The following is a 19,755-nucleotide window of genomic DNA, read 5'->3' on the forward strand; positions in this document are numbered from 1 at the left end:
GGTAAGAACTCGTGCGGCGCGCGACCAATACGGAATGCCGATGCCGCCATAGGATCGGCCTATGCCCCCATAGGGTTTGCACCAATGACGACCATGTGCTGTCCGGCCGCTGGCCTTCATCCTCAAGATGGTGCCGACGTGCACAGCGCTGGTTCGACATTGCACCCCCGGCCCTGCAACCACTTCGCGGGCCATAGGCCGGCCCTATGTCCGCATCGCAATTTCGTCTTTCCGCGCCTGCGGAGGCGCTGCTTACCATGCACGCACCCTCACTTGCCCCGACCCGATTCCCATGTCTGATCGCGATACCCAGGGCAGCGCCTGGAAGGTGCCGGCCTCGGCCTACCTGCAAACCCGTCCCTCGCAGTTCACGGTGCCGGACCGCCCCGCTTCGCGCCATGTGACGATGCGCGACGGCTGCCGGCTCGCGCTGGACGTCTACGTGCCGCAGCCCGTCGCCGGCGCGGCACACGCGTCCGCGCCCGGCACCTATCCGACCATCGCAATTTTCACGCCCTATAACCGGCGCTTCCGCCAGAGCGCCCCGGGCGCCGAGCCCAGTCCCAACGCGGCCAAGTATCGCGATGCCTTCGTGCCGAAGGGGTACGCGGTGGTGGTGGTCGACGTGCGCGGCACCGGCGCGAGCTTCGGCACGCGCGACACGCTGCGCTCGCCCACCGAGCGCGACGACTATTTCGAGATCGCCGATTGGATCGTGGCCCAGCCATGGTCCAACGGCCGCATCGGCTCGACCGGCATCTCCTATCTCGGCGCGGCAGCGTGCTTCCTGGCCAGCACGGGCCACCCCGCGGTCAAGGCCATCGCCCCGCTGTTCTCGGTCTCCGATATCTACAGCGAGCAGTTGTATCCGGGCGGCATGCTGTCCAAGGTCTGGGTCGAGGCCTATGATGACCTGATGGTGGCGCTGGACCAGGACCGGCGCGACATGGTCGCGCGCTTTCCGTACTTCAACGATCCGCGCTTCGACGGCCCGGAGCGGGTTGACGACGATACCGACGGCAGCCTGCTGCGGGCCGCCATCGCCGAGCACCGCAACAACTTCACGCTGGCCGATCTCGCCCCCGAATTCGCCTTCCGCGACGGCGCCGCGCTGCACGATCCGAAGCTCGATTCCGGCAGTTGCAGCCCTTACCGCTACCTCGACGGCATCGCGCCGGACGTGGCGGTCTACAACATCTCCGGCTGGTACGACGGCGGCGGCTATGCGAACGGCGCCATCACCCGCTTCCTGTCGCTCCCCACGCACGACAGCCGGTTGCTGCTGGGACCGTGGGACCACGGCGCGCGCACCAATGTCTCGCCGTGGCGCGAACGTGCCGCCTCGGATTTCCCCTTGCTGGCCGAGGTGCTGCGCTTCTTCGATCATCATCTGCTGAACATGCCCACCGGGTTGGACGAGGAAGCGCCGGTCCACTACTACAGCATCCACGACAATGCCTGGCACGCCGCGCCGTCGTGGCCGCCCGCCCCCGCGCACCGGCGTCTCCATCTCGCCGATGGCGGCGAGCTGGCTGCGACGATGCCGGCCGCCGAGGCGCGGCTCGACACCCAGGTCAGCTTCGACTGGTCCACGGGGCGCAACACGCGCTACGAGCGTCTCGGCGCGGCCAATATCGAGGACTACTACACGGACTGGGACGAGCGCGTTACCGCGCTGCCTGCCTTCGACACGGCACCGCTTGACGCGCCGCTGGCCATCGCCGGCCATGTCGTGGTGAATCTTCGCATCGCCTCGTCGCAGCCGGACGCCGCGGTCTTCGTCTATCTGTCCGAAGTCGAGGCATCCGGCCGCGTGCGCTATATCACCGAGGGCATGCTGCGCGCGCTGCATCGCAAGACCGCGCCGTGCCCACCGGAATACCGCACCACGTGGCCGTACCGGACCTTCGCCGCCGCGGATGCAAGCCGCCTGGTGCCCGGCGAGGCGCAGCCGCTGGAGTTCGCGCTGTTGCCGGTGGCGTGGGAACTGGCGGCCGGCAGCCGGCTGCGCGTGTCGATCGCGGGAGCGGACCGGGGCCACTTTCCGCAGGTGCCGCACGGGCGGCCGCCGCGCCTGTCGCTTTGCATCGGCGGCGAGAATGGTTGCCATATCGAGGTGCCGGTCCGCGCCGGGTGACCCGCCGCGCGGGGAGGCGCGTCCGTGAAGGGTCGGCCAGGGTGCCGGCGCGGCGCAATGCTACAGTCCGGCCCTGGCCACGCACTCCTTGCCGACGCACCGTCGCCCTCGCAACATGGACCTCAGACAGCTTCGATATTTCGCGCGCATCGTGGAGCTGGAAAGCATCACCGCCGCGGCTGACGCGCTGCATATCGCCCAGCCTTCGCTAAGCCAGCATGTGGCCAATCTGGAGGCCGAGCTCGAAGCCAAGCTGCTGGTGCGCGGCCCCTTCGGCGCGCGGCCTACCGAAACCGGCCATATCCTGTATCGCCACGCCAAGATGGTGCTGCGCCAGATGGAAGAGGCCAAGGCCGCGGTGCGCAACGGCCGCGACGTACCATCGGGCCATGTCAGCGTGGGGCTGCCGACCAGCACCTCGCGCGTGCTGGCGCTGCCGCTGCTGCGCGCCATCGCCGCGCGCTTTCCCGACGTGACGCTGGAGATCGTCGAAGGCTCCAGCGCGGACCTGGCCGAAGCGCTGGCGCTGCAGAAGCTGGACGTGGCGATCGCGATGGACGTGCAAGCCCGCCCCAACATGCAGTCCGTCGCGCTGCTGGACGAGGCGCTGATGCTGGTTGGCAAACCCATTGCGCATCGCGACCACACCGTCACGCTGGCCGAGGTGGCGGCGCTGCCGCTGCTGTTGCCGAGCTTTCCCAACTCGGTACGGGTGTTGTCCGACCGCGCGTTCGTCAGCGCAGGGCTGCAATGCCAGCTGGTCGCCGAAACCAGCGCCGTATCGGTCTTGCTCTCGGCCGTGCGTGCGGGCATGGGCTGGACCATCCTGCCCTGGTCGGCGCTGGCGGCCGAGGACGACCACGGGCTGGTGAGCCTGCGCATCTCCGACGCCGTGCTCAAGCGCCGCGTGAGCCTGTGCATCTCGGCCTCGGCGCGCCAGAGTCTGGCCTGCCGCTCGGTGGAGCAGGCCCTGCTGACGCTGGTCACCGAGCTCGTCGACACCGGCCAGTGGCTGGAAGTCGAACTGCTGCGGCCCAGGCCGACGGAGAACACCGCCGGGGCCTGAGCCGGCCCGCCGTCAGGCCCGCAAACGGCCGCGCAACGCTTCCAGCGCCACGTGGCCCGCGAACCCGCCGGTAGTGCTCGCAGGCCGCTTGCGCTCGATGGCATCGGCGAACGCCACGGCAGGGTCGCGCCGAAGGGATTGCAGGTGACGGTGCAGGTGGGGGTAGGTCTCGACGTTCAGCACACGGTGGTATTCCGCCCAGCGCGCGATCCCCGCGAAGTAGGCATCCGCCACCGTGCGCTTGTCGCCCCCGTCGATCCATTGCCTTGTGGCGAGCAGCCCGTCCAGATAGCGGCATGCGGCGGCTACCTGCTTGCGCCCGAGCTCGCGCAGCATCGCCTGCCTGGGAGGATCGGCCTCCATTTCGTAGGCCGTCCATAGCGGCGCGAAGGCGTGGAAAAAATCCGTGTTCAGGTAGGCCAGCGTCTGGTTGAGCCGGTCATACGCGGCCGTGCCCTGCGCATAGCCGAGCCGATGGTCGTCGCGGGCCGCCAGATGCAGCAGGATGGCGCCGCTTTCGTTGATCACCCGGTCGTCCTCCGTCAGGAACGAAGGGGTGAGGTTCAGCGGATTGACGTGCGCGTACAACGCCGGCCAGGGATGCTCCAGCATCTCGATGCGGCTCAGGCGGTAGGGAATCCCCAGCCATTCCAGCGCGACGATGCTGCCGAAGGAGCAGCCCTGCGGTACACCATAGAAAAGTACGGGATCCATCGTGGTTCTTTCCTGATCGTTGAGGAGTCTTCGGTCCGCACAGGTTGTGCGTCCGACCTACGCAGGAAAGATATAGGCGTGGACGCTGCCGCGATAGACGGGATTCTGTAGACTCACCGTCCATATATGCAGACGACGCGAGTGCCCGTGCTAAATCTCAATGACCTCTATGTCTTCGCCAGGGTGGTGGACCACGGCGGCTTCGCCGCCGCGTCCCGCGCGCTGGGGCTGCCCAAGTCGACGCTGAGCAAGCGCGTGGCGGAACTGGAGCGCCATCTGGGCGCGCGGCTGATCCAGCGGACCTCGCGCAGCTTCGCCATGACGGACACCGGCCGGGCCTTTTACCGCCATGCCGCCGCGATGCTGATCGAGGCGGAGGCGGCGGAACAACTGGTGCAGGGCCGCCTGGCCGAGCCCAGCGGCGTGCTGCGCCTGACCAGTTCGGTGACCACCGCGCAATTGCTGCTGGCGGACGTGCTGCCCGAGCTGTCGCGCCGATATCCCCGGATGCAGGTGATGCTGCATGCCACCGACCGCTTCGTGGACCTGGTGCACGAGGGGTTCGACATTGCCGTGCGCGACCATGCCGCGCCGTTGCCCGATTCCGATCTCGTGCAGCGCCGCGTCGGCTTCGAGCCCTTTCATCTGGTCGCCTCCCCCGCGTACCTGGCGCAGCGCGGCGTTCCGGCCGGGCCGGACGACATCGCCGGGCACGATGGACTGTTGACCGCGCTGAACGCCACGGCGCCCGGCGAAGCCGCATGGCGCCTCAGGCACGACGGCGGCGAGCAGGCGCTGGCCAGTCCGTGCCCCCGTTTTTTCGCCAACGAGCCCAACACGCTGCTGCGCGCGGCGACGTCGGGGCTAGGCATCGCCTGCCTGCCCGACAGCCTGTGCGCGCCGGCGCTCGCCGCCGGTGAGTTATCCCGCGTGCTGCCGGCATGGACCGCCGGCGGCATGACCACGACGTTGCTGGTATCGCACCGGCGCGGTCAGCTGCCGGCGGTACGGGCCGCGCTGGACTTCCTGGCCGACGCGATCGGCGGACGGCGCGCGGTGTAGCGCGGGTCCGCCGTCAGCAGGCCCGCGCCGCCGCGGCGCCAGGCGCCGCGCGCCCGCTGCGTTCCAGCCGCACGCTCCACAGCGCCACCGCCAGCGCGGCCAGCGGTGCCAGCGCGGCGACCCACGGCAGCGCGGTCAGTCCCGCGCCATGGGCGATCACCACGCCGCCGAGCCACGCGCCGGCGCCATTGCCGAGATTGAACGCCGCGATGTTGAAGCTGGACGCCAGGTTCTGTCCCGGTCCGGCCGCGTACCGCAGCACACGCAGCTGCAGCGGCGACACGGTCGCGAACGCGGCAATCCCGAGCAGGCCGACGAACGCGACGATCGCGACCTGGCTGTGCAGAGCGAAGGTCATCGCCGCCAGCACCAGCGTCAGTGCCAACAGCGTTCCCAGCACGGCGCGCGTGGGCCGGTGGTCGGCCAGGCGACCGCCGAGCAGATTGCCGACGATCATCCCCGCGCCGAACAGCAGCAGGATCGGCGACACCATGCTCTCGCCGAACCCGGCCACCTGTGTCAGCAGCGGCTGCACGAAGGTGATCACCGCGAAGATGCCGGTGGACTGCAGCACGGTCATCGCCAGACCCAGCAGCACCTGCGGCCGCGCCATCGTCCGCAGTTCGTCGGCCAGCGCCACCGGGGCGCTGTCGTCGCGGCTGCGCTGCACCAGCAGCGCGATCACCAGGAACGAGACCACGCCGATCGCCGTCATGGCCCAGAACGTCGAGCGCCAGCCAAGGTGCAGGCCGAGCCAGGCGCCGGCCGGCATGCCCAGCAGCGTCGCCAGCGTCAGGCCCGAGAACATGATGGAGATGGCGGACGCGCGCCGCTCGGGCGGCACCAGGCCGGTGGCCACCACAGCGCCGACGCCGAAGAAGGTGCCGTGGGTCAGCGACGTGAACACCCGCGCGATCATCAGCGTGGTGTAGTCCGGCGCGAGCGCGCAGGCCGCGTTGCCAACGGTGTAGATGGCCATCAGCCCGAGCAGCACGGCCTTGCGGGGCATCCGGCGGGTCAGCAGGGTGAGCACGGGGGCGCCGGCGAACACACCGAGCGCATAGCCGGACACCAGCATGCCGGCGGCGGCGATGGTGACGTCCAGGTCCGCCGCCACCTGCAGCAGCAGACCCATGATGACGAATTCCGCGCAGCCGATGCCGAACGAGCCGGCGGTCAGCGCATAGAGCCCCATGGGCAGGCCGGAGCGTCCGGCGGAGGATGAGGAAGGCGAAGCGGTGGCAGGCATAAAGCGGTTCTCCCGAGGAAGGCCGCAGTGTGCGGCTTTGCATCTTCAGTGAAAACCGGCATGATCCATAAACACTTTCAGTCTTCTGTTGATAATCATGGATCGCATCGGGGATATCGGCCTCTTCCTGCGCGTGCTGGACCTCGGCTCCATCAGCGCCGCCGCACGCGCCCTCGGCCTGTCGGTGGCGGTGGCAAGCCAGCGGCTGAAACGGCTCGAGCGCGAACTGGGCGTGCCGCTGCTGCACCGGACCACGCGGCAGCTGCATGCGACGCCGGAAGGCGCCATCCTCGCGGAACAGGGACGGGCGCTCATCGAAGACCTGGAAGCGCTGGGGGGCTCCCTGCGCCAGGCCGGCACCGGAGTCGCCGGCACGCTGCGCATCACCACCGCGGCATCGTTTGGCCGCCAGTACATCTCGCCGCTGCTGCCGGAATTCATGGCGCGGCATCCTGGCCTGAACCTGAGCATCAACCTGACCGACCAGGTGCTCGATCTCGTCGGCGCCGGCATCGACCTGGCGATCCGTATCGGCACGCTGGACGACTCCACGCTGGTCGCGCGCAAGATCGCCAACAACCGGCGCGTGCTGTGCGCCTCCCCGGAGTACCTGCGCCGCCACGGCACGCCGGCGACACCGCAGGACCTGACCGCGCACGAATGCCTGCTGCAGGCAGGCGCGCACGGCCGGCACGACACGTGGCGCCTTGGCGACGGCCACGGTGGCGAGACCACGGTGCGGGTGCGCGGCCGTATCGAGAGCAATGCCGGCGAACTGCTTGCGGACGCCGCGCTGGCCGGCCTCGGCATCGCGCAGCATTCCGTATGGCATGTGTGGCGCGAGCTGCGCGACGGCCGGCTGGTGCAGGTGCTGCCCGGCTACCCGATTCCGGATACCGGCATCTATGCGGTCATGCCCCAGCGGCGGCTGGTGCCGCCACGCGTCAGGGCGTTCGTCGAGTTCCTCGCGCAGGCGCTGGGGGACAACCCGCCGTGGGAGGCGCGGCGGTGACGCGACGCCCTGCCCGTCGCCATCATGCCGCCCGCCGCCCCAGCGACGCCGGAGGCGAGCGCACCGCATCGAGCACGATCGACGCCAGCCGTTCCGCGGCCGGCGTCGCAGCGGAAGGGGCCCGCAACAGCACGAGCGGCAGGGCGGGCAGCGCCGGCAGGCCATCACGGCGGGCATCGAGCACCGTCACGCTGGCCGGCACGCCATAGTCGGTGCGCACGGTCACGCCCAGGCCGGCCGCGGCGGCGGCCCACAGCCCCGACAGACTGGGGCTGGTGAAGGCGATACGCCACGGAATGTGCGCCCGATCCAGGGCCGCCGTCGCGGCCGAAAAGAACGCGCAAGGACGGTCGAACGCGACCAGTGGCAACGGCTCGCCGCTCGATGGCCGCCATGCCGCGGTGGCCGAGCCGATCCAGCGCATTGGCGCCTCGGCCACGAGCTCCCGCGACACCCCGGCGCGCGCGTCCGCCGCGCTGGTCGCGGCGTCGCCCCACACCAGGGCGAAGTCCAGCTCGCGCGCGCCGATGCGTGCCAGCAATTCCACGTTGCGGGCGACTCGCGCCTCGATGCGCACCTTGGGATGGGCCCGCGCAAAGCGGCCCAGGACGTCGGGCAGCATCGCCTCGCCGAAGTCCTCCTGCAGGCCCAGACGCATCCAGCCGTCCAGTTCCGCGCCGCGCGTTGCGGCGGCTGCCTCGTCGTTCAGCTCGACCATGCGGCGGGCGTAGTCGAGCAGTGTCCGGCCGGCATCGGTCAGCGCCAGCCCCCTGCCCGACTTGCGAAACAGCGGGACACCGGCCTGCTCCTCCAGCTTCTTCATCTGCGCACTGACGGCGGAGGTGGACCTTCCGACCCGGTCGGCGGCGCGGGCGAAGCTGCCGAGGTCGACGCCGGTCACGAAGCTGCGCAGCGCCGCGAGATCGAAATTGGTGCCCATGAACCATCCTGCTTTGTTGAACGATCACCGCAATTCTTTGCGATATTCAGGACGGACGCAAGCGGCGACACTATGCCCGTCTTCTCGTTCAGGACCAGGCAATGCAAAGTCACCGCCCCGCCGCCCTGGCGCCCGCCCGGGTCCCGGCTCCCATCCCAGCCCCTTCGCCGGCCAGCGCCGCCCCTTCCTCCCATCGCTGGAAAGTCCTCGGCGTCGGCGTGGCCGCCAACGTGAGCTTTTCGGCCGCCGCCGCCGGCATTCCCACCACCGCGGTCTGGCTGCGCGCCGATTACCACCTCGGCAATGCGCAGCTCGGACTCGTGCTCGGCTCGCTGGGACTCGGCGTGGCGTTGTCCGAACTGCCGTGGGGCCTGGCCACGGACCGCTGGGGCGACCGTCGCGTGCTGCTGACCGGCCTGCTGGCCACCGCCATCGCGTTGCTCGCCATGGCCGTCTTCATCGTCCCGTCCGGCCCCGCCGTGCCCGGCGTGGCATGGGTGGCCACCGCCATGGCCTGCGTCGGCCTGCTCGGCGGCAGCGTCAACGGCTCCAGCGGCCGCGCCGTCATGCGCTGGTTCGGGCAAGGCGAACGAGGGTTCGCCATGAGCGTGCGGCAGACGGCGGTGCCGCTCGGCGGCGGCCTCGGCGCGCTGCTGCTGCCGTTGCTCGCGGCCTCTCATGGCTTCGTGTGGGTCTATGGCACGCTGGCCATGCTGTGCGCGGTATCGCTGGTCCTGGCATGGCGCTGGCTGCATGAGCCGCCCGGCATCCAGCACGCCCCGTCCCGCGACGCCGTGCACTGCCGCGGGCCCCTTCGCGACCCCGGCATCTGGCGTGTGGTCTGGGGCATCGGCATCCTGTGCGTGCCGCAATTCGCCATCCTGACGTTCGCCACCGTGTTCCTGCACGACACCGTCCATCTGGGGGTAGCCGGCATTGCAGCGACCATGGCGGCCATTCAGCTGGGCGCGGCCATCACGCGGCTGTGGAGCGGCCGCCTGACCGACCGGCGCGGCAACCGTCGCAGCTTCCTGCGCGCCGCGACGCTGGTCGCGGCGGCCTCGTTCGTGGCACTGGCCGCGATGTCCCTGCAAGGATGGACCACCGCGGCCCTTGCGATAGCGGGCACCATCGCCGCCGGCATCTGCGTCTCCGCGTGGCATGGCGTCGCCTACGCGGAACTGGCGACGATGGCCGGTCCCGAGCGCGCCGGCACCGCGCTGGGCATGGCGAACACCATCGTATACCTCGGCCTGTTCGTCACCCCGCTGGCCATTGCGCATTGGCTGCCGTTGGCGTCATGGAGCGGCGTGTGGTTTGCGGTGGCCGTGTGCGGACTAGCGGCCTATCCGCTCTTTCCGCGGCCGTCGACTACCCCGCGCGGGGATCGCTAGGCCACGATCGCGGCATGCGAGGCGGCGAACGCACGCCCCGCTGGGGGGTCATACCGCAACACGCCAACTGGGAGACAGCATGCATCTCGAAGGTTCCTGCCACTGCGGCGCGGTCAGCTTCACCGTCGAAGCGTTCGCCCCCTATCCCTACATGCACTGCCACTGCTCGATCTGCCGCAAGACGGCCGGCGGCGGCGGCTACGCCATCAATATCGGGGCCCACAACGACACGCTGAAGGTGCGGGGCAGCAAGTACCTCGGCGTCTATCAGGCCATCATGCGCGAGCCCGGCAAGCGCGCGACACGCTCGCCGGCGCGGCGCAACTTCTGCATCAAGTGCGGCAGCGCGCTGTGGCTCTGGGACCCGCGCTGGCCGGACATGCTGTATCCCCATGCCTCCGCCATCGACACCCCGCTGCCCCGCCCGCCCGAGGTCGTCGAGGCCTCGCTGGAGTCGGTCGCACCCTGGGTCGACGTGCCGCGCGGCAAGGGCCACGTGCATTGCGACACGTGGCCGGAGGAGTCGCTGGCGGAATGGCATGCGCGGCATGGGTTCACGCAGGCGGCAGGGGGAAGTGGGGATGGGGACTGACGGCCAATCACCGTCGGTGTGTCGAAGAATGGGCAGACGGTTCGCACGCCCTGATGGGAGTCCTATTCCGGCATTGCCGCCGGTGCGGCGGATCCGGATAATCGGGCGGATGCCGGCCGCGCCGGACCGCCGACCACCCTTGACGAATGCCCGACGACACATTGCTATCTGCCGACTACGCAACCTGGCTGGCCGACCTCAGGAATCGCGTTGAAGCGGCTCGTCGCCGCGCCGCGCTGTCGGTGAACCGCGAGCTTGTCTCCCTGTATTGGCAAATCGGGCGCGACATCCTCGATCGACAGCAGCAGCAGGGCTGGGGCGCACGTGTCATCGACAAGCTGGCACACGACCTGCGAGCTGCGTTTCCTGACATGAAAGGGTTCTCTCCGCGCAACCTGAAGTACATGCGCGCGCTCGCGGAAGCCTGGCCGACCGGCGAATTTGTGCAGCAGGCTGCTGCACAATTACCGTGGTTTCACCTTTGCACACTGCTCGACAAGATAAAAACCAGTGAACTGAGGGAGTGGTATGCCCTCCGTGCCGCCGAAAACGGCTGGTCCCGCAACGTCTTGGCAATGCAGATCGAAACCCGCCTGCACGAACGCGAGGGCCGGGCCATCACCAATTTCGCCGACCGTCTCCCGGCGGCCCAGTCGGATCTCGCGCGCGACGCACTGAAAGACCCCTACATCTTCGATTTCCTTGGCCTGACTGAAAGGGCGCAGGAACGCGATATCGAGCGGGCCTTGACGGAACATATCACCCGCTTCCTTTTGGAACTGGGAGCTGGTTTCGCCTTTGTCGGACGCCAATACCGGCTCGAAGTCGGTGGCGACGAATTTTTTATCGATCTCCTGTTCTACCACCTGAAGCTACGCTGCTATGTGGTGGTGGAACTCAAGACCACACCGTTCAAGCCCGAATATGCAGGACAGCTCAACTTTTACCTCTCCGCCATCGATGCCCAGGTAAAGACGGACAAGGACAACGCGTCGATCGGTCTTCTGCTATGCAAGGAGAACAACCGGCTCGTCGCTGAATATGCATTGCGGGGGATTGCCAAGCCGATGGGGGTCGCGGAATATCAACTAATGCGGGAAATCCCCGCGCCTCTTACAACCGACCTTCCGTCCATTGAGGCGATCGAAGCGGAACTTGGGGCAGAAGCCGCCGCGCGCGATCTCGCGGCCGCAGACCCCGGCAACAGCATGACGCCCTCTAACGACAACTAGTCCAACGCCCGCTCCACAATCCTGACCATCGCCGCCCGGATCGCCACCGCGTCGCCGCCGGCGTCGATGGCCAACGCGGCGCGGTCGAATGCCGCCGACAGCAGCGTGGCAAGCGCGTCGACGGTAACGGGCGGACTCGGCCCGTCGCCCAACGCCGCCTCCAACCCCTCCCGCAGCGTCCTGCCCGCATGCGCCTCGTCCAGCGCGAAGATCTCCGCGCTGCCCAGCACGGCCGGCCCGTCGATCAGTAGTAGTCGGGTGCGCCCCGGCACCGTCATCGCATCCAGATAAGCCTTGCTGCCGGCGACCAGCGCCTTGCGCGCGGAGCGCGTGTTGGGCGCCGCGGCCTCGATCTCGGCCGCGACGGCGCGGGCTTCCTCTTCCAGCACGGCGCGGAACAGGTCCTGCTTGTCGGCGAAATGGTGGTACAGCGCGCCGCGGGTGATGCCGGCCGCCGCGACGATCGCCGGCGTGGACGTGGCGGCATAGCCCTTGTCGATGAAGGCGGCCCTCGCCGCGGCGAGCAAGGCGCCGCGGGTGGCTTCGGTGCGCTCGCGGTTGGAGCGGCTGCTTTTATTTTGCATACATACAGCCTGTATGTTATAACTCGAGAAAAGATACAGCCTGCATGTTAATCGAACCGGAGGACGCACGATGAAAACCACCAGCTTCTACCCCGTCATCATGACCGGCGACGTCGCCGGCACCGCCGCCTTCTACCAGCGGCATTTCGGCTTCCAGGCGCTGTTTTCCGCGGACTGGTACGTGCACCTGCAGTCGCGCGAGGATGCTGGCGTCAACCTCGCCATCCTTGACGGCCAGCACCACACCATCCCGGAGGTGGGCCGCTCGCGCGCGTCCGGCGTCATCCTGAACTTCGAGGTCGACGACCCGGACGCTGTGTACCGGGACCTGCAGGCGGCCGGCCTGCCCATCCTGCTCACGCTGCGGGACGAGGACTTCGGCCAGCGCCACTTCATCACCGCGGATCCGAACGGGGTGCTGATCGACGTGATCAAGCCGATTCCGCCGAGCGCGGAATTTGCCGCCGCCTACGAGGCCGGCGCGGTGCCTGGCGCCGACTGAATCGCCAGGCAGCCCATGCGGAAACGGCCTAGAGCACGCCCATTTGCCGCAGCGCGGCGCGGGTGATATCGAAGCGCGCTTTGGCATGCTCGGGCCGGGTGATGTCCAGGTTGATCGCGAACAGATAGGACTCGCCCCCGCGCTCGACCCAACCGATCCACCAGCCGACATCCGGGCTGACGTTGTCGGCCCATCCCGTCTTGCCGCGCAGCGTGTAGTCCGCCGTGCTCTCGTTGACCATGATGCTCTTGACCTGTGCGTAGGTGCGCGGCGAGAACGGCAGCGACTCCGCGACGAGTTGGCGCAGGAAATCGATCTGGTCGTAGGCCGTCACCCGCAGCTTGCCGTTGAGCCAGAACTGGTCGATGGGGCCGCTCAGGTCCTGGTTGCCATAGCGGGCCGCCGCGAAGTAGCGCTGGTAGGGCGCCCGCCCGACGCGGCGGGCCAGCGTCTGATAGGCCGGCACGCACGAGTTCGGAAAGGCCACGCGTAGCGGCACGTCGGCATTGCAGGCGGCCGGCAGCACGGCCTTGCCGCCAACCAGATGCACCCGGCCATTCCACGGCAGCCGGTCGTTGTCCACATCCTTGACCGCGCCGGTTTCCAGGCCGATCAGCGAATTGAAGATCTTGAAGGTGGACGCCGGCACGTAGCCGCGCGCGGCGCGCTCCGGGTTGTAGGCATGCAGCCGGTCGCGCCTTGGGTCGTAGATCAGCAGCGTGCCGTCGGTGCCGGCCGCCTGGAACAGCGCTGCGGCGTCGAGCGGCACGGCCGGCTTGCCGCGGGCGGGACTGCTCAGTGGCGATGAGCTGGGAATGGCTTCCCGGGCGGCAGACGTGCCGTCGCCGGACTGGGCGTGTGCCATCGTGCCGAGGCACAGCGCCAGCGACAACGAAAGGGCAAGACGAAGGGGGTATCTGGACATGGTCTTCTTATGGATATCGTCTGGGTTCGCGGATATCCCGCTGCAGGAAGGAGCGGGACGACTGGGAGCCAGGCCTGGCACACGAGGCGCAGCATAGGAGCGCCGCAACGCGAAGCCAAGGCGGCTATCCGTAACCTCCGTAACATGGCATGCTGGCGCCTCGTAACGAACGCCGTCTTGCGCCCTCCCTCATGCCAGTCACCACCATCGACCTGTCGCCGCCCTACCGGGTCAACGGCGAGCCGGCACGCTACCAGTCGCTGTGGCTGCTGGCCCGCGTCTGCCTGGCCGCGCGCACGGGCGGCTGCGCCGTGTCGGCCGCTCAGTTGCAGGCGCGCTTTCCCGATGCGGCCAATATCCGCATGCTGGTCTCGCGCGCATTTGCGGATTTCGCGCGCTGGGGCGTGCCGGTGGGCTGGGGACCCGATCGCGGCGCCGGGGTCGCCCACCTGAATCCCGCGCGACGAAGCCGGGGACCGTTCTGGATCGAGGCGGCGGCCTGCAAGCGGCTGCGCTTCACGCTCGGCACACGCCCCGCCGCGGACGATGCGCTCGCGCGTTTCCTCGGCCCCGGCAGCACCGACAACGGCGCGCGCGATGCGCGGGACCGCGAGGGCGACGGCCTTGCCTACGTGATGCGCGACATCAGCTACTGGAGCCATCTCACGCAGGCGATGCGCGACATGCAGGACGGTGCGGGCGGGGGCACGCAGCATGGCATCCACGCGCTGCGGGCCGCCCAGCGCCGCGCCACCGACGACTTCCAGCATGCCTTCGCACTGCTCAAGGAAAGCCTCGCGTGGCGGCGTGCCGACGACCTCGCGCGCAGCCGCACGGCGCTGCGGCGCTTCGACCGTATCGTCGGCACCGGCATGGTCGACAGCGCGCTGCCGACCTTCGCCGCGATGGCGCGCGTGGTCCGCGCCTGGGAGCACTATGCCGGCAACCGCTTCGACGCCGCGCGGGCAGAACTGGACAGCCTCGAAGCCGAACCGGCGCTGGCGCCTGTGGTGCGCTACAACCCCCGCGTGCGGTTCGAAGCGCTCAACCTCGGCGCGCTGATCCACAAGGCAGTCGCCATCCGCGACATGGACTGGGAACCGCAGGTGGCGCGGCAGGCCGCGGCCTTGGCGGTGGCGGGCTTCTCCGGTGCGTTGCAGTCGGCCTATGAGGCCGACTCCGTCGATGCCGCACAGCACGTGGCGGCCAATATCGGCCTGTGCCTGTGGCTGTTCTGGAATCATCGGCTGGTCGATCCGGAACGCGCGTGGCCGGCCGGGCAGGTGCAGCGGCAGGCCGTGCGCTGGCTCGGCCTGTCGGAATGGATCTGCGACCGCTTCGGCGTGGGCGGGGGCTCGGCATGGAACATCATCTTCCTGCTGCGCATCGCCCGCGGCAACTGCGTGCCCGTGGCGAGTGCGTCGGGCCCGACGATCGACGCGTTCCGCGCGCAGCAGCCCTTGTCGCTGGCCGAGGCCGTCGACGCCCTGCGACCGTTTCACGCGCCGTTCTCGCGCGCCAAGGGCTTCATCAGCTGGTCCTCGCTGGCCGGCTTCGCGCTGGACGAGCACGACGCCGGACACGTGCACTACGGCGCCCTGCAACTGGCCAACCTGTTGTTGGAGGCAAGCTGGTTCCGCGCCTACGAGCAAGGCATCACGCCATCGGCCTGCGAGGCCGTGGAAAGGCTGGCCGGGCAACTGGGCGCGCTGCGGCCGGCGGAGCGGCGCTTTTTCGGCGCGGCCATCGACGCGCTGCCGGGCGAATTGCAGGCCGCCGCCGCGGACGCGGCGCGCGCGGCGCGGGGCAAACGCCGGCCGGCGCCGGCGCGGGCCGCCTGACCCGCGGCCGGGCGTCCCGGCCCATTTGGTAGCATGCGGACTTTTCCGCGAGATGGAATGCCAGCGTGAAGCGCCCCAACGAAGCACCGCCGCAAGACACCCCAGAGAACACGTCGGCGCCCGCGGACCGCACACTCGAGCCCGGATCCGACCTGCCCGGGCGCATGCCGGTCGGCGCCCGCGCACAAGGCGCCGCAAGCCGCATCTGGCAGCGGCTGAGGCATCCCACGTGGCGGGGCGTGGCGATCGCGGCGGGGGCCGTGCCGGCCCTGCTGGCGGTGTACGCGCTGATCCTGATACCCTTCACGCCCGGCATCAGCGATATCCGCAAGGCCAAGCTGGAGCAACCAGCGCAGGTGCTGTCCGCCGACGGCAAGGAACTGGCCGTCTTCAAGCGCGCCAACCGCGACTGGGTCAAGCTGGCCGATATCTCGCCCAACGTGATCGCCGCGTTGATCTCGACCGAGGACCACCGCTTCTACCAGCACCATGGACTGGACTGGCGGCGCACCGCTTCCGCCGCGCTGCTGACCTTCTCCGGCGATCGCCAGGGCGGCTCCACGATCACGCAGCAGCTGGCCCGCAATCTCTACCCGGACGAGGTGGGCCGCGCGCCGACCTTCACCCGCAAGCTGAAGGAGGCCATCACCGCCTTCAAGATCGAGGCCCTGTACACCAAGGACGAGATCCTCGAGACCTACCTGAACACGGTGCCGTTCCTGTACAACGCCTACGGCATCGAGATGGCGGCGCGCACCTATTTCGACAAGTCGGCCGACCAGCTCGACGTGCTCGAGAGCGCCACGCTGATCGGCATGCTCAAGGGCACCAGCTACTACAACCCGGTGCTCAATCCCGAGCGCGCCGTGGAGCGGCGCAACATCGTGCTGGGGCAGATGGTCAAGCGCGACCGGCTCGACGCCGCGCGCTACGAGGCGCTGAAGAAGCGGCCGCTGCGCATCGACTTCGAGCGGCAGACCGCGCCCAACGGACCCGCGCCGCACTTCGCGCAGCACCTGCGCAAGTGGCTGATCGCGTGGGCCGACAGCAACGACTACAACATCTACACCGACGGCCTGGTCGTGCACACCACCATCGACTCGCGGCTGCAGGCGCTGGCCAACCAGGCCGTGGCGCGCCAGGGCGAGCGGCTGCAGGGCGTGGCCAACGCGGTGTGGTCACCGCGCTCCGCCTGGGGCAACAACCGCGAGCTGGTGCACGCCTTCGTGCGGGAGACGCGCGAATACCAGGCGGCGATCGAGGCGGGCCAGAGCGAGGAGCAGGCGCTCAAAAGCCTGCTGGCGGACGCGGCGTTCATGCGCACACTGCGCGAGCAGAAGACCATGATCCAGGCGGGCTTTCTGGCGCTGGACCCGGTCAGCGGGCAGATCAAGGCGTGGGTCGGCAGCCGGGATTTCGCCAGCGACGCGTTCGACCACGTGCAACAGGCACGGCGCCAGCCGGGTTCCACGTTCAAGCCCTTCGTCTACGGCGCGGCCTTCGAGCAGGGCACCAGTCCCGACACCACGCTGGTCGATCAGGTGGTGGAAATTCCGCTCTCCGGCGGCGAGGTATGGCGCCCCAGCGATGCCACGCCGCCCAGCGGCCGCCCCATGACCCTGCGCGATGGCCTCGTCTATTCGCGCAACACCATCACCGCGCAACTGATGCAGAGCGTGGGGCCGAACCGCGTCGCCCGTCTGGCGCGCGCGATGGGCGTGCGGCACAGCGAGCTCGATGTCGTGCCCTCGCTCGCGCTGGGCACCAGCCCCGTGACGCTGAAGGAAATGGTGTCCTCCTACGGCACCATCGCCAACGGCGGCAGCTATATCGAGCCCACCATGGTGCTGCGCATCGAGGACCGCGACGGCAACGTGCTCGAGGAATTCCACCCGCCCGCGGCGGAGCGCGCGCTGCCGGCGCGCGCGGCCCACACGTTGCTGGACGTGATGCGCGACGTCGTCGAGCGCGGCACCGGCTCGAGCATCCGCCGTCGCTATGGCATCCGCGCGGACGTGGCCGGCAAGACCGGCACCACGCAGGACAACGCCGACGGCTGGTTCATCCTGATGCATCCGCAACTGGTGGCGGGCGCCTGGGTGGGCTTCAATGACAGCCGCATCACGCTGCGCAGCGACTACTGGGGCCAGGGCGCCCACAGTGCGCTGCCGATGGTGGGCGACTTCTTCCAGCGTTCGCTGCGCGCCAGGGTCATCGATGCGCGGGTACGGTTTGCCGAACACCAGGAATCCAGCTTCTTCGATCCGGTGATGAAGCAGATCCAGGGCTGGTTCGAAGACCCGGCCGCGCCGGCATCCGAGGCGGAACCGGCGCCCGTACCGCGCCGCACGGCCCCACCGGTCGACGTACCGACCGAAGCGGCAACCGCTGCGGAGCCCGCGCCGTCGGCGCCGGAGGAAACGATCGAGCCGGCACAGGAAGCGCCCGGTTCCACGCCGCTCGAGACCGGCGCGCAACAGGTGTTCCGGCAGGCCGACGGATCGGCACCGCTGGCGCCGCCCGCCTCGGCGCCCGCGCCGGTTCCTTCCCCGGCTTCCCCGGCGCCGCAGACGGTCCCGCGGCCAGCGCAACAGCAAGCACAGCCACCACAGCAAACACAGCAGCAGCAGCAGCAGCAGCCGTCAACGCCGTCGCCGCCGCAGCCGTCCGCCGTGCAACCGGACGTGCCGCCATCGAACCCGCCGGTTCCGGCGGTGCCAGCGGAGCCCGCTCCGGCGACCGCGCCGTAAGCATTCGAGGAGGAACACGCATGCGCTACGAACTGACGGACCTGCGGCTGTTCCAGGCCATCGCGGAAGCCCAGAGCCTGTCCAGCGGCGCAGCCGCCGTGCATATCACCGCGTCGGCCGCCAGTTACCGGCTGAAGAATCTCGAACAGGCGATGGGCACGGCGCTGTTCGTGCGCAACTCGCGCGGCATGGACCTGACGCCGGCCGGCGAGACGCTGCTGCGCCACGTGCGCGAGCTGCTGCTGGGGGTGGAGCGCATGCACGGCGAGGTGGGGCGGTTTTCCGCGGGATTGAAGGGGCATATCCGCCTGCTGGCGAACAGCAGCTCGCTCAACGGCTTCCTGCTACCCAGCGTCGGCCGCTTCCTGCTCGCGCATCCCGACGTCAATATCGATCTGGAGGAGAGGTCGAGCCAGGCGATTCTGAACGCCATCGCGGCGCAGGAGGCCGATATCGGCGTGATGGCCGGCGAGTTCGACACGGCCGGCGTGCGCGCCATGCCCTATGCGGTGGACGAACTGATTCTCGCCGTACCCCTCGGGCATCCGCTCGCCGCGCAGGATGCGCTGCGCTTCGGCGCCGCGCTGGCATTCGACTTCGTCTGCATGAGCCGCGCGAGCAGCAACTTCCAGTTCCTGCGAGAGAATGCCCAGCGCCTGGGCAAGAGCCCCAATGTCCGGCTGCATGCGCACAGCTTCGAGGCGGTATTGTCGCTGGTGCAGGCCGGTGTCGGCGTGGCACTGGTACCGCGCAGCGTCGCGGCCGCCGTGCTGGCCACGGGCCGCATCTGCGCGGTCCGGCTCGCGGAACCGTGGGCGCGGCGAAAGCTGCATCTGATCGTGCGCGCAGACGGCAAGCTGCCCGCCTTCGCGTCCGCTTTCGCGCAATTCCTGCTCGAGGATCCCGAGGTGGCGGCCACCCGCGAGCCGGGCACCGCCGCGGACTAGGCGCTCAGCGCTTGCGGTCCAGAAATTCCTGCATATAGCGCCGCGGCTCGCCAGTCTCGAAGGCGCTGCCGAACTCCGCCACGCTGCGCGCGATGGATTCGTCCAGCGGCGCGTCCTCCCATTCGCGCAGCAGGCGCTTCTGCTGGCGCACCACGGCGGGACCAAACCCGGCAAGCAGCGCGGCAACGCGTGCCACTTCCGCATCGAGCTCGGCCAGCGGCACGACACGGCTGACCAGCCCCCAAGACAGCGCCTCGGGCGCGTCGACGACCTCGCCCGTCAGCAGCAGCCACTGGGCGCGCGCATTGCCGACCAACCGGGGCAGCAGCGCGGCATGGATGACGGACGGAATGCCGACCTTCACCTCCGGCATGCCCAGGTGGGCATTGTCCGCGGCAATGCGGATGTCGCAAGCCAGCGCCAGCTCCAGCCCGCCGCCGAGGCACCAGCCGGGCATGCGCGCGATCACGGGCACCGGGAAATGCCGCAGGGCATCGCACAGGCCGCGCAGTCCGGAGATAAAGCGCTCGGCGCTGTCCCGTTCGAGCGCCGCCATCTCCTTGATGTCGGCCCCGCCGATAAAGCCCTTCTCGCCCGCCCCCTGCACGACCAGCACGCGGGTGCGCGCATCGCTCGCGAGTTCGGCCACCGCGCGCGTCAGCGCGGCGATCACCGGAGTGCCCAGGATATTCAGGGATCCGGCATCGCGTATGGTCAGCGTGGCGATGCCGCGCTCGTCGATGGCCGTATCCGCGTAGCGGCGCGTTTCCAATTGCGTGTCGTCTGCCTGGCTCATGGTGTCCGCCCC

General features: G+C 69.3%; 17 protein-coding genes. 11 read left to right on the forward strand and 6 right to left on the reverse strand.

Going from position 1 to position 19,755, the window contains the following annotated elements:
* Positions 1-292: 292 nt before the first annotated feature.
* On the forward strand, positions 293-2,137 hold the full coding sequence (locus LDO27_RS05820) for a CocE/NonD family hydrolase (protein WP_224040279.1): 1,845 nt from the start codon (positions 293-295) through the stop codon (positions 2,135-2,137).
* A 115-nt stretch (positions 2,138-2,252) separates the two neighbouring features.
* A complete protein-coding gene (locus LDO27_RS05825; RefSeq protein WP_224040281.1) occupies positions 2,253-3,203 on the forward strand; it encodes a LysR substrate-binding domain-containing protein in 951 nt (316 codons plus the stop codon).
* Positions 3,204-3,215: 12 nt separating this feature from the next.
* Here LDO27_RS05825 and LDO27_RS05830 read toward each other — a convergent pair whose 3' ends face one another.
* Positions 3,216-3,917, reverse strand: a complete 702-nt coding sequence (locus LDO27_RS05830) for a glutathione S-transferase family protein (RefSeq protein ID WP_224040282.1) — start codon at positions 3,915-3,917, stop codon at positions 3,216-3,218.
* A 147-nt stretch (positions 3,918-4,064) separates the two neighbouring features.
* Here LDO27_RS05830 and LDO27_RS05835 point away from each other — a divergent pair, with 147 nt between their 5' ends.
* Positions 4,065-4,979 carry a LysR substrate-binding domain-containing protein gene (locus LDO27_RS05835; RefSeq protein ID WP_224040283.1) on the forward strand — a complete coding sequence of 305 codons (915 nt, stop codon included), beginning with the start codon at positions 4,065-4,067 and terminating at the stop codon, positions 4,977-4,979.
* A gap of 13 nt (positions 4,980-4,992) precedes the next feature.
* Here the strand turns inward: LDO27_RS05835 and LDO27_RS05840 are convergent, their stop codons facing one another.
* Positions 4,993-6,228, reverse strand: coding sequence for an MFS transporter (locus LDO27_RS05840; RefSeq protein ID WP_224040285.1), 1,236 nt, complete (start codon positions 6,226-6,228; stop codon positions 4,993-4,995).
* A 97-nt stretch (positions 6,229-6,325) separates the two neighbouring features.
* Here LDO27_RS05840 and LDO27_RS05845 point away from each other — a divergent pair, with 97 nt between their 5' ends.
* The gene (locus LDO27_RS05845; RefSeq protein ID WP_222204726.1) at positions 6,326-7,240 is read left to right on the forward strand and encodes a LysR family transcriptional regulator; all 915 of its coding nucleotides are present in this window, start codon (positions 6,326-6,328) and stop codon (positions 7,238-7,240) included.
* A gap of 22 nt (positions 7,241-7,262) precedes the next feature.
* On the opposite strand, the gene LDO27_RS05850 is transcribed toward LDO27_RS05845, so the two are convergent.
* The gene (locus tag LDO27_RS05850) at positions 7,263-8,180 is read right to left on the reverse strand and encodes a LysR substrate-binding domain-containing protein (RefSeq protein ID WP_224040287.1); all 918 of its coding nucleotides are present in this window, start codon (positions 8,178-8,180) and stop codon (positions 7,263-7,265) included.
* 101 nt (positions 8,181-8,281) lie between these two features.
* On the opposite strand from LDO27_RS05850, the gene LDO27_RS05855 reads away from it, so the two are divergent.
* The 3 genes from LDO27_RS05855 (at position 8,282) to LDO27_RS05865 (ending at position 11,398) form a co-directional block, all read left to right on the forward strand.
* Complete coding sequence (locus LDO27_RS05855; protein WP_224040289.1) at positions 8,282-9,574, forward strand: MFS transporter; 1,293 nt, start codon at positions 8,282-8,284, stop codon at positions 9,572-9,574.
* 79 nt (positions 9,575-9,653) lie between these two features.
* Positions 9,654-10,166, forward strand: a complete 513-nt coding sequence (locus LDO27_RS05860; protein WP_224040291.1) for a GFA family protein — start codon at positions 9,654-9,656, stop codon at positions 10,164-10,166.
* Between the two features lie 146 nt (positions 10,167-10,312).
* Complete coding sequence (locus LDO27_RS05865) at positions 10,313-11,398, forward strand: PDDEXK nuclease domain-containing protein (RefSeq protein WP_224040293.1); 1,086 nt, start codon at positions 10,313-10,315, stop codon at positions 11,396-11,398.
* Here the strand turns inward: LDO27_RS05865 and LDO27_RS05870 are convergent.
* Positions 11,395-11,982, reverse strand: coding sequence for a TetR/AcrR family transcriptional regulator (locus LDO27_RS05870; RefSeq protein WP_224040295.1), 588 nt, complete (start codon positions 11,980-11,982; stop codon positions 11,395-11,397). The genes LDO27_RS05865 and LDO27_RS05870 overlap by 4 nt on opposite strands.
* 70 nt (positions 11,983-12,052) lie before the next feature.
* Here LDO27_RS05870 and LDO27_RS05875 point away from each other — a divergent pair, with 70 nt between their 5' ends.
* Positions 12,053-12,484: a VOC family protein gene (locus LDO27_RS05875; protein ID WP_224040296.1), complete on the forward strand. Its 432-nt coding sequence runs from the start codon at positions 12,053-12,055 to the stop codon at positions 12,482-12,484.
* A gap of 28 nt (positions 12,485-12,512) precedes the next feature.
* On the opposite strand, the gene blaOXA is transcribed toward LDO27_RS05875, so the two are convergent.
* Complete coding sequence (gene blaOXA, locus LDO27_RS05880; protein ID WP_224040298.1) at positions 12,513-13,409, reverse strand: OXA-1206 family carbapenem-hydrolyzing class D beta-lactamase; 897 nt, start codon at positions 13,407-13,409, stop codon at positions 12,513-12,515.
* A gap of 191 nt (positions 13,410-13,600) precedes the next feature.
* Between blaOXA and LDO27_RS05885 the strand changes: the two genes are divergently transcribed.
* From LDO27_RS05885 to LDO27_RS05895, 3 genes are all read left to right on the forward strand, one after another.
* The gene (locus LDO27_RS05885) at positions 13,601-15,250 is read left to right on the forward strand and encodes a hypothetical protein (RefSeq protein ID WP_224040300.1); all 1,650 of its coding nucleotides are present in this window, start codon (positions 13,601-13,603) and stop codon (positions 15,248-15,250) included.
* A gap of 164 nt (positions 15,251-15,414) precedes the next feature.
* Entirely contained in the window at positions 15,415-18,000 is a 2,586-nt protein-coding gene (locus tag LDO27_RS05890; RefSeq protein WP_224040831.1) for a penicillin-binding protein 1A, read from the forward strand.
* A gap of 20 nt (positions 18,001-18,020) precedes the next feature.
* Complete coding sequence (locus LDO27_RS05895; RefSeq protein WP_222204713.1) at positions 18,021-18,947, forward strand: LysR family transcriptional regulator; 927 nt, start codon at positions 18,021-18,023, stop codon at positions 18,945-18,947.
* Between the two features lie 4 nt (positions 18,948-18,951).
* Here the strand turns inward: LDO27_RS05895 and LDO27_RS05900 are convergent, their stop codons facing one another.
* Complete coding sequence (locus LDO27_RS05900; RefSeq protein WP_224040302.1) at positions 18,952-19,743, reverse strand: enoyl-CoA hydratase; 792 nt, start codon at positions 19,741-19,743, stop codon at positions 18,952-18,954.
* Positions 19,744-19,755 lie beyond the last annotated feature (12 nt).

It is taken from the genome of Cupriavidus respiraculi (assembly GCF_914271545.1).
In the GTDB taxonomy this organism is placed as follows: Bacteria; Pseudomonadota; Gammaproteobacteria; order Burkholderiales; family Burkholderiaceae; genus Cupriavidus; species Cupriavidus respiraculi.

Coding starts and splice junctions, on each gene's coding strand:
- LDO27_RS05860 (WP_224040291.1), top strand. CDS start 9,654: ATGCATCTCGAAGGTTCCTGCCACTGCGGCGCGGTCAGCTTCACCGTC.
- LDO27_RS05855 (WP_224040289.1), top strand. CDS start 8,282: ATGCAAAGTCACCGCCCCGCCGCCCTGGCGCCCGCCCGGGTCCCGGCT.
- LDO27_RS05820 (WP_224040279.1), top strand. CDS start 293: ATGTCTGATCGCGATACCCAGGGCAGCGCCTGGAAGGTGCCGGCCTCG.
- blaOXA (WP_224040298.1), bottom strand. CDS start 13,409: ATGTCCAGATACCCCCTTCGTCTTGCCCTTTCGTTGTCGCTGGCGCTG.
- LDO27_RS05865 (WP_224040293.1), top strand. CDS start 10,313: ATGCCCGACGACACATTGCTATCTGCCGACTACGCAACCTGGCTGGCC.
- LDO27_RS05830 (WP_224040282.1), bottom strand. CDS start 3,917: ATGGATCCCGTACTTTTCTATGGTGTACCGCAGGGCTGCTCCTTCGGC.
- LDO27_RS05890 (WP_224040831.1), top strand. CDS start 15,415: ATGCCGGTCGGCGCCCGCGCACAAGGCGCCGCAAGCCGCATCTGGCAG.
- LDO27_RS05825 (WP_224040281.1), top strand. CDS start 2,253: ATGGACCTCAGACAGCTTCGATATTTCGCGCGCATCGTGGAGCTGGAA.
- LDO27_RS05845 (WP_222204726.1), top strand. CDS start 6,326: ATGGATCGCATCGGGGATATCGGCCTCTTCCTGCGCGTGCTGGACCTC.
- LDO27_RS05900 (WP_224040302.1), bottom strand. CDS start 19,743: ATGAGCCAGGCAGACGACACGCAATTGGAAACGCGCCGCTACGCGGAT.
- LDO27_RS05850 (WP_224040287.1), bottom strand. CDS start 8,180: ATGGGCACCAATTTCGATCTCGCGGCGCTGCGCAGCTTCGTGACCGGC.
- LDO27_RS05895 (WP_222204713.1), top strand. CDS start 18,021: ATGCGCTACGAACTGACGGACCTGCGGCTGTTCCAGGCCATCGCGGAA.
- LDO27_RS05875 (WP_224040296.1), top strand. CDS start 12,053: ATGAAAACCACCAGCTTCTACCCCGTCATCATGACCGGCGACGTCGCC.
- LDO27_RS05870 (WP_224040295.1), bottom strand. CDS start 11,982: ATGCAAAATAAAAGCAGCCGCTCCAACCGCGAGCGCACCGAAGCCACC.
- LDO27_RS05885 (WP_224040300.1), top strand. CDS start 13,601: ATGCCAGTCACCACCATCGACCTGTCGCCGCCCTACCGGGTCAACGGC.
- LDO27_RS05840 (WP_224040285.1), bottom strand. CDS start 6,228: ATGCCTGCCACCGCTTCGCCTTCCTCATCCTCCGCCGGACGCTCCGGC.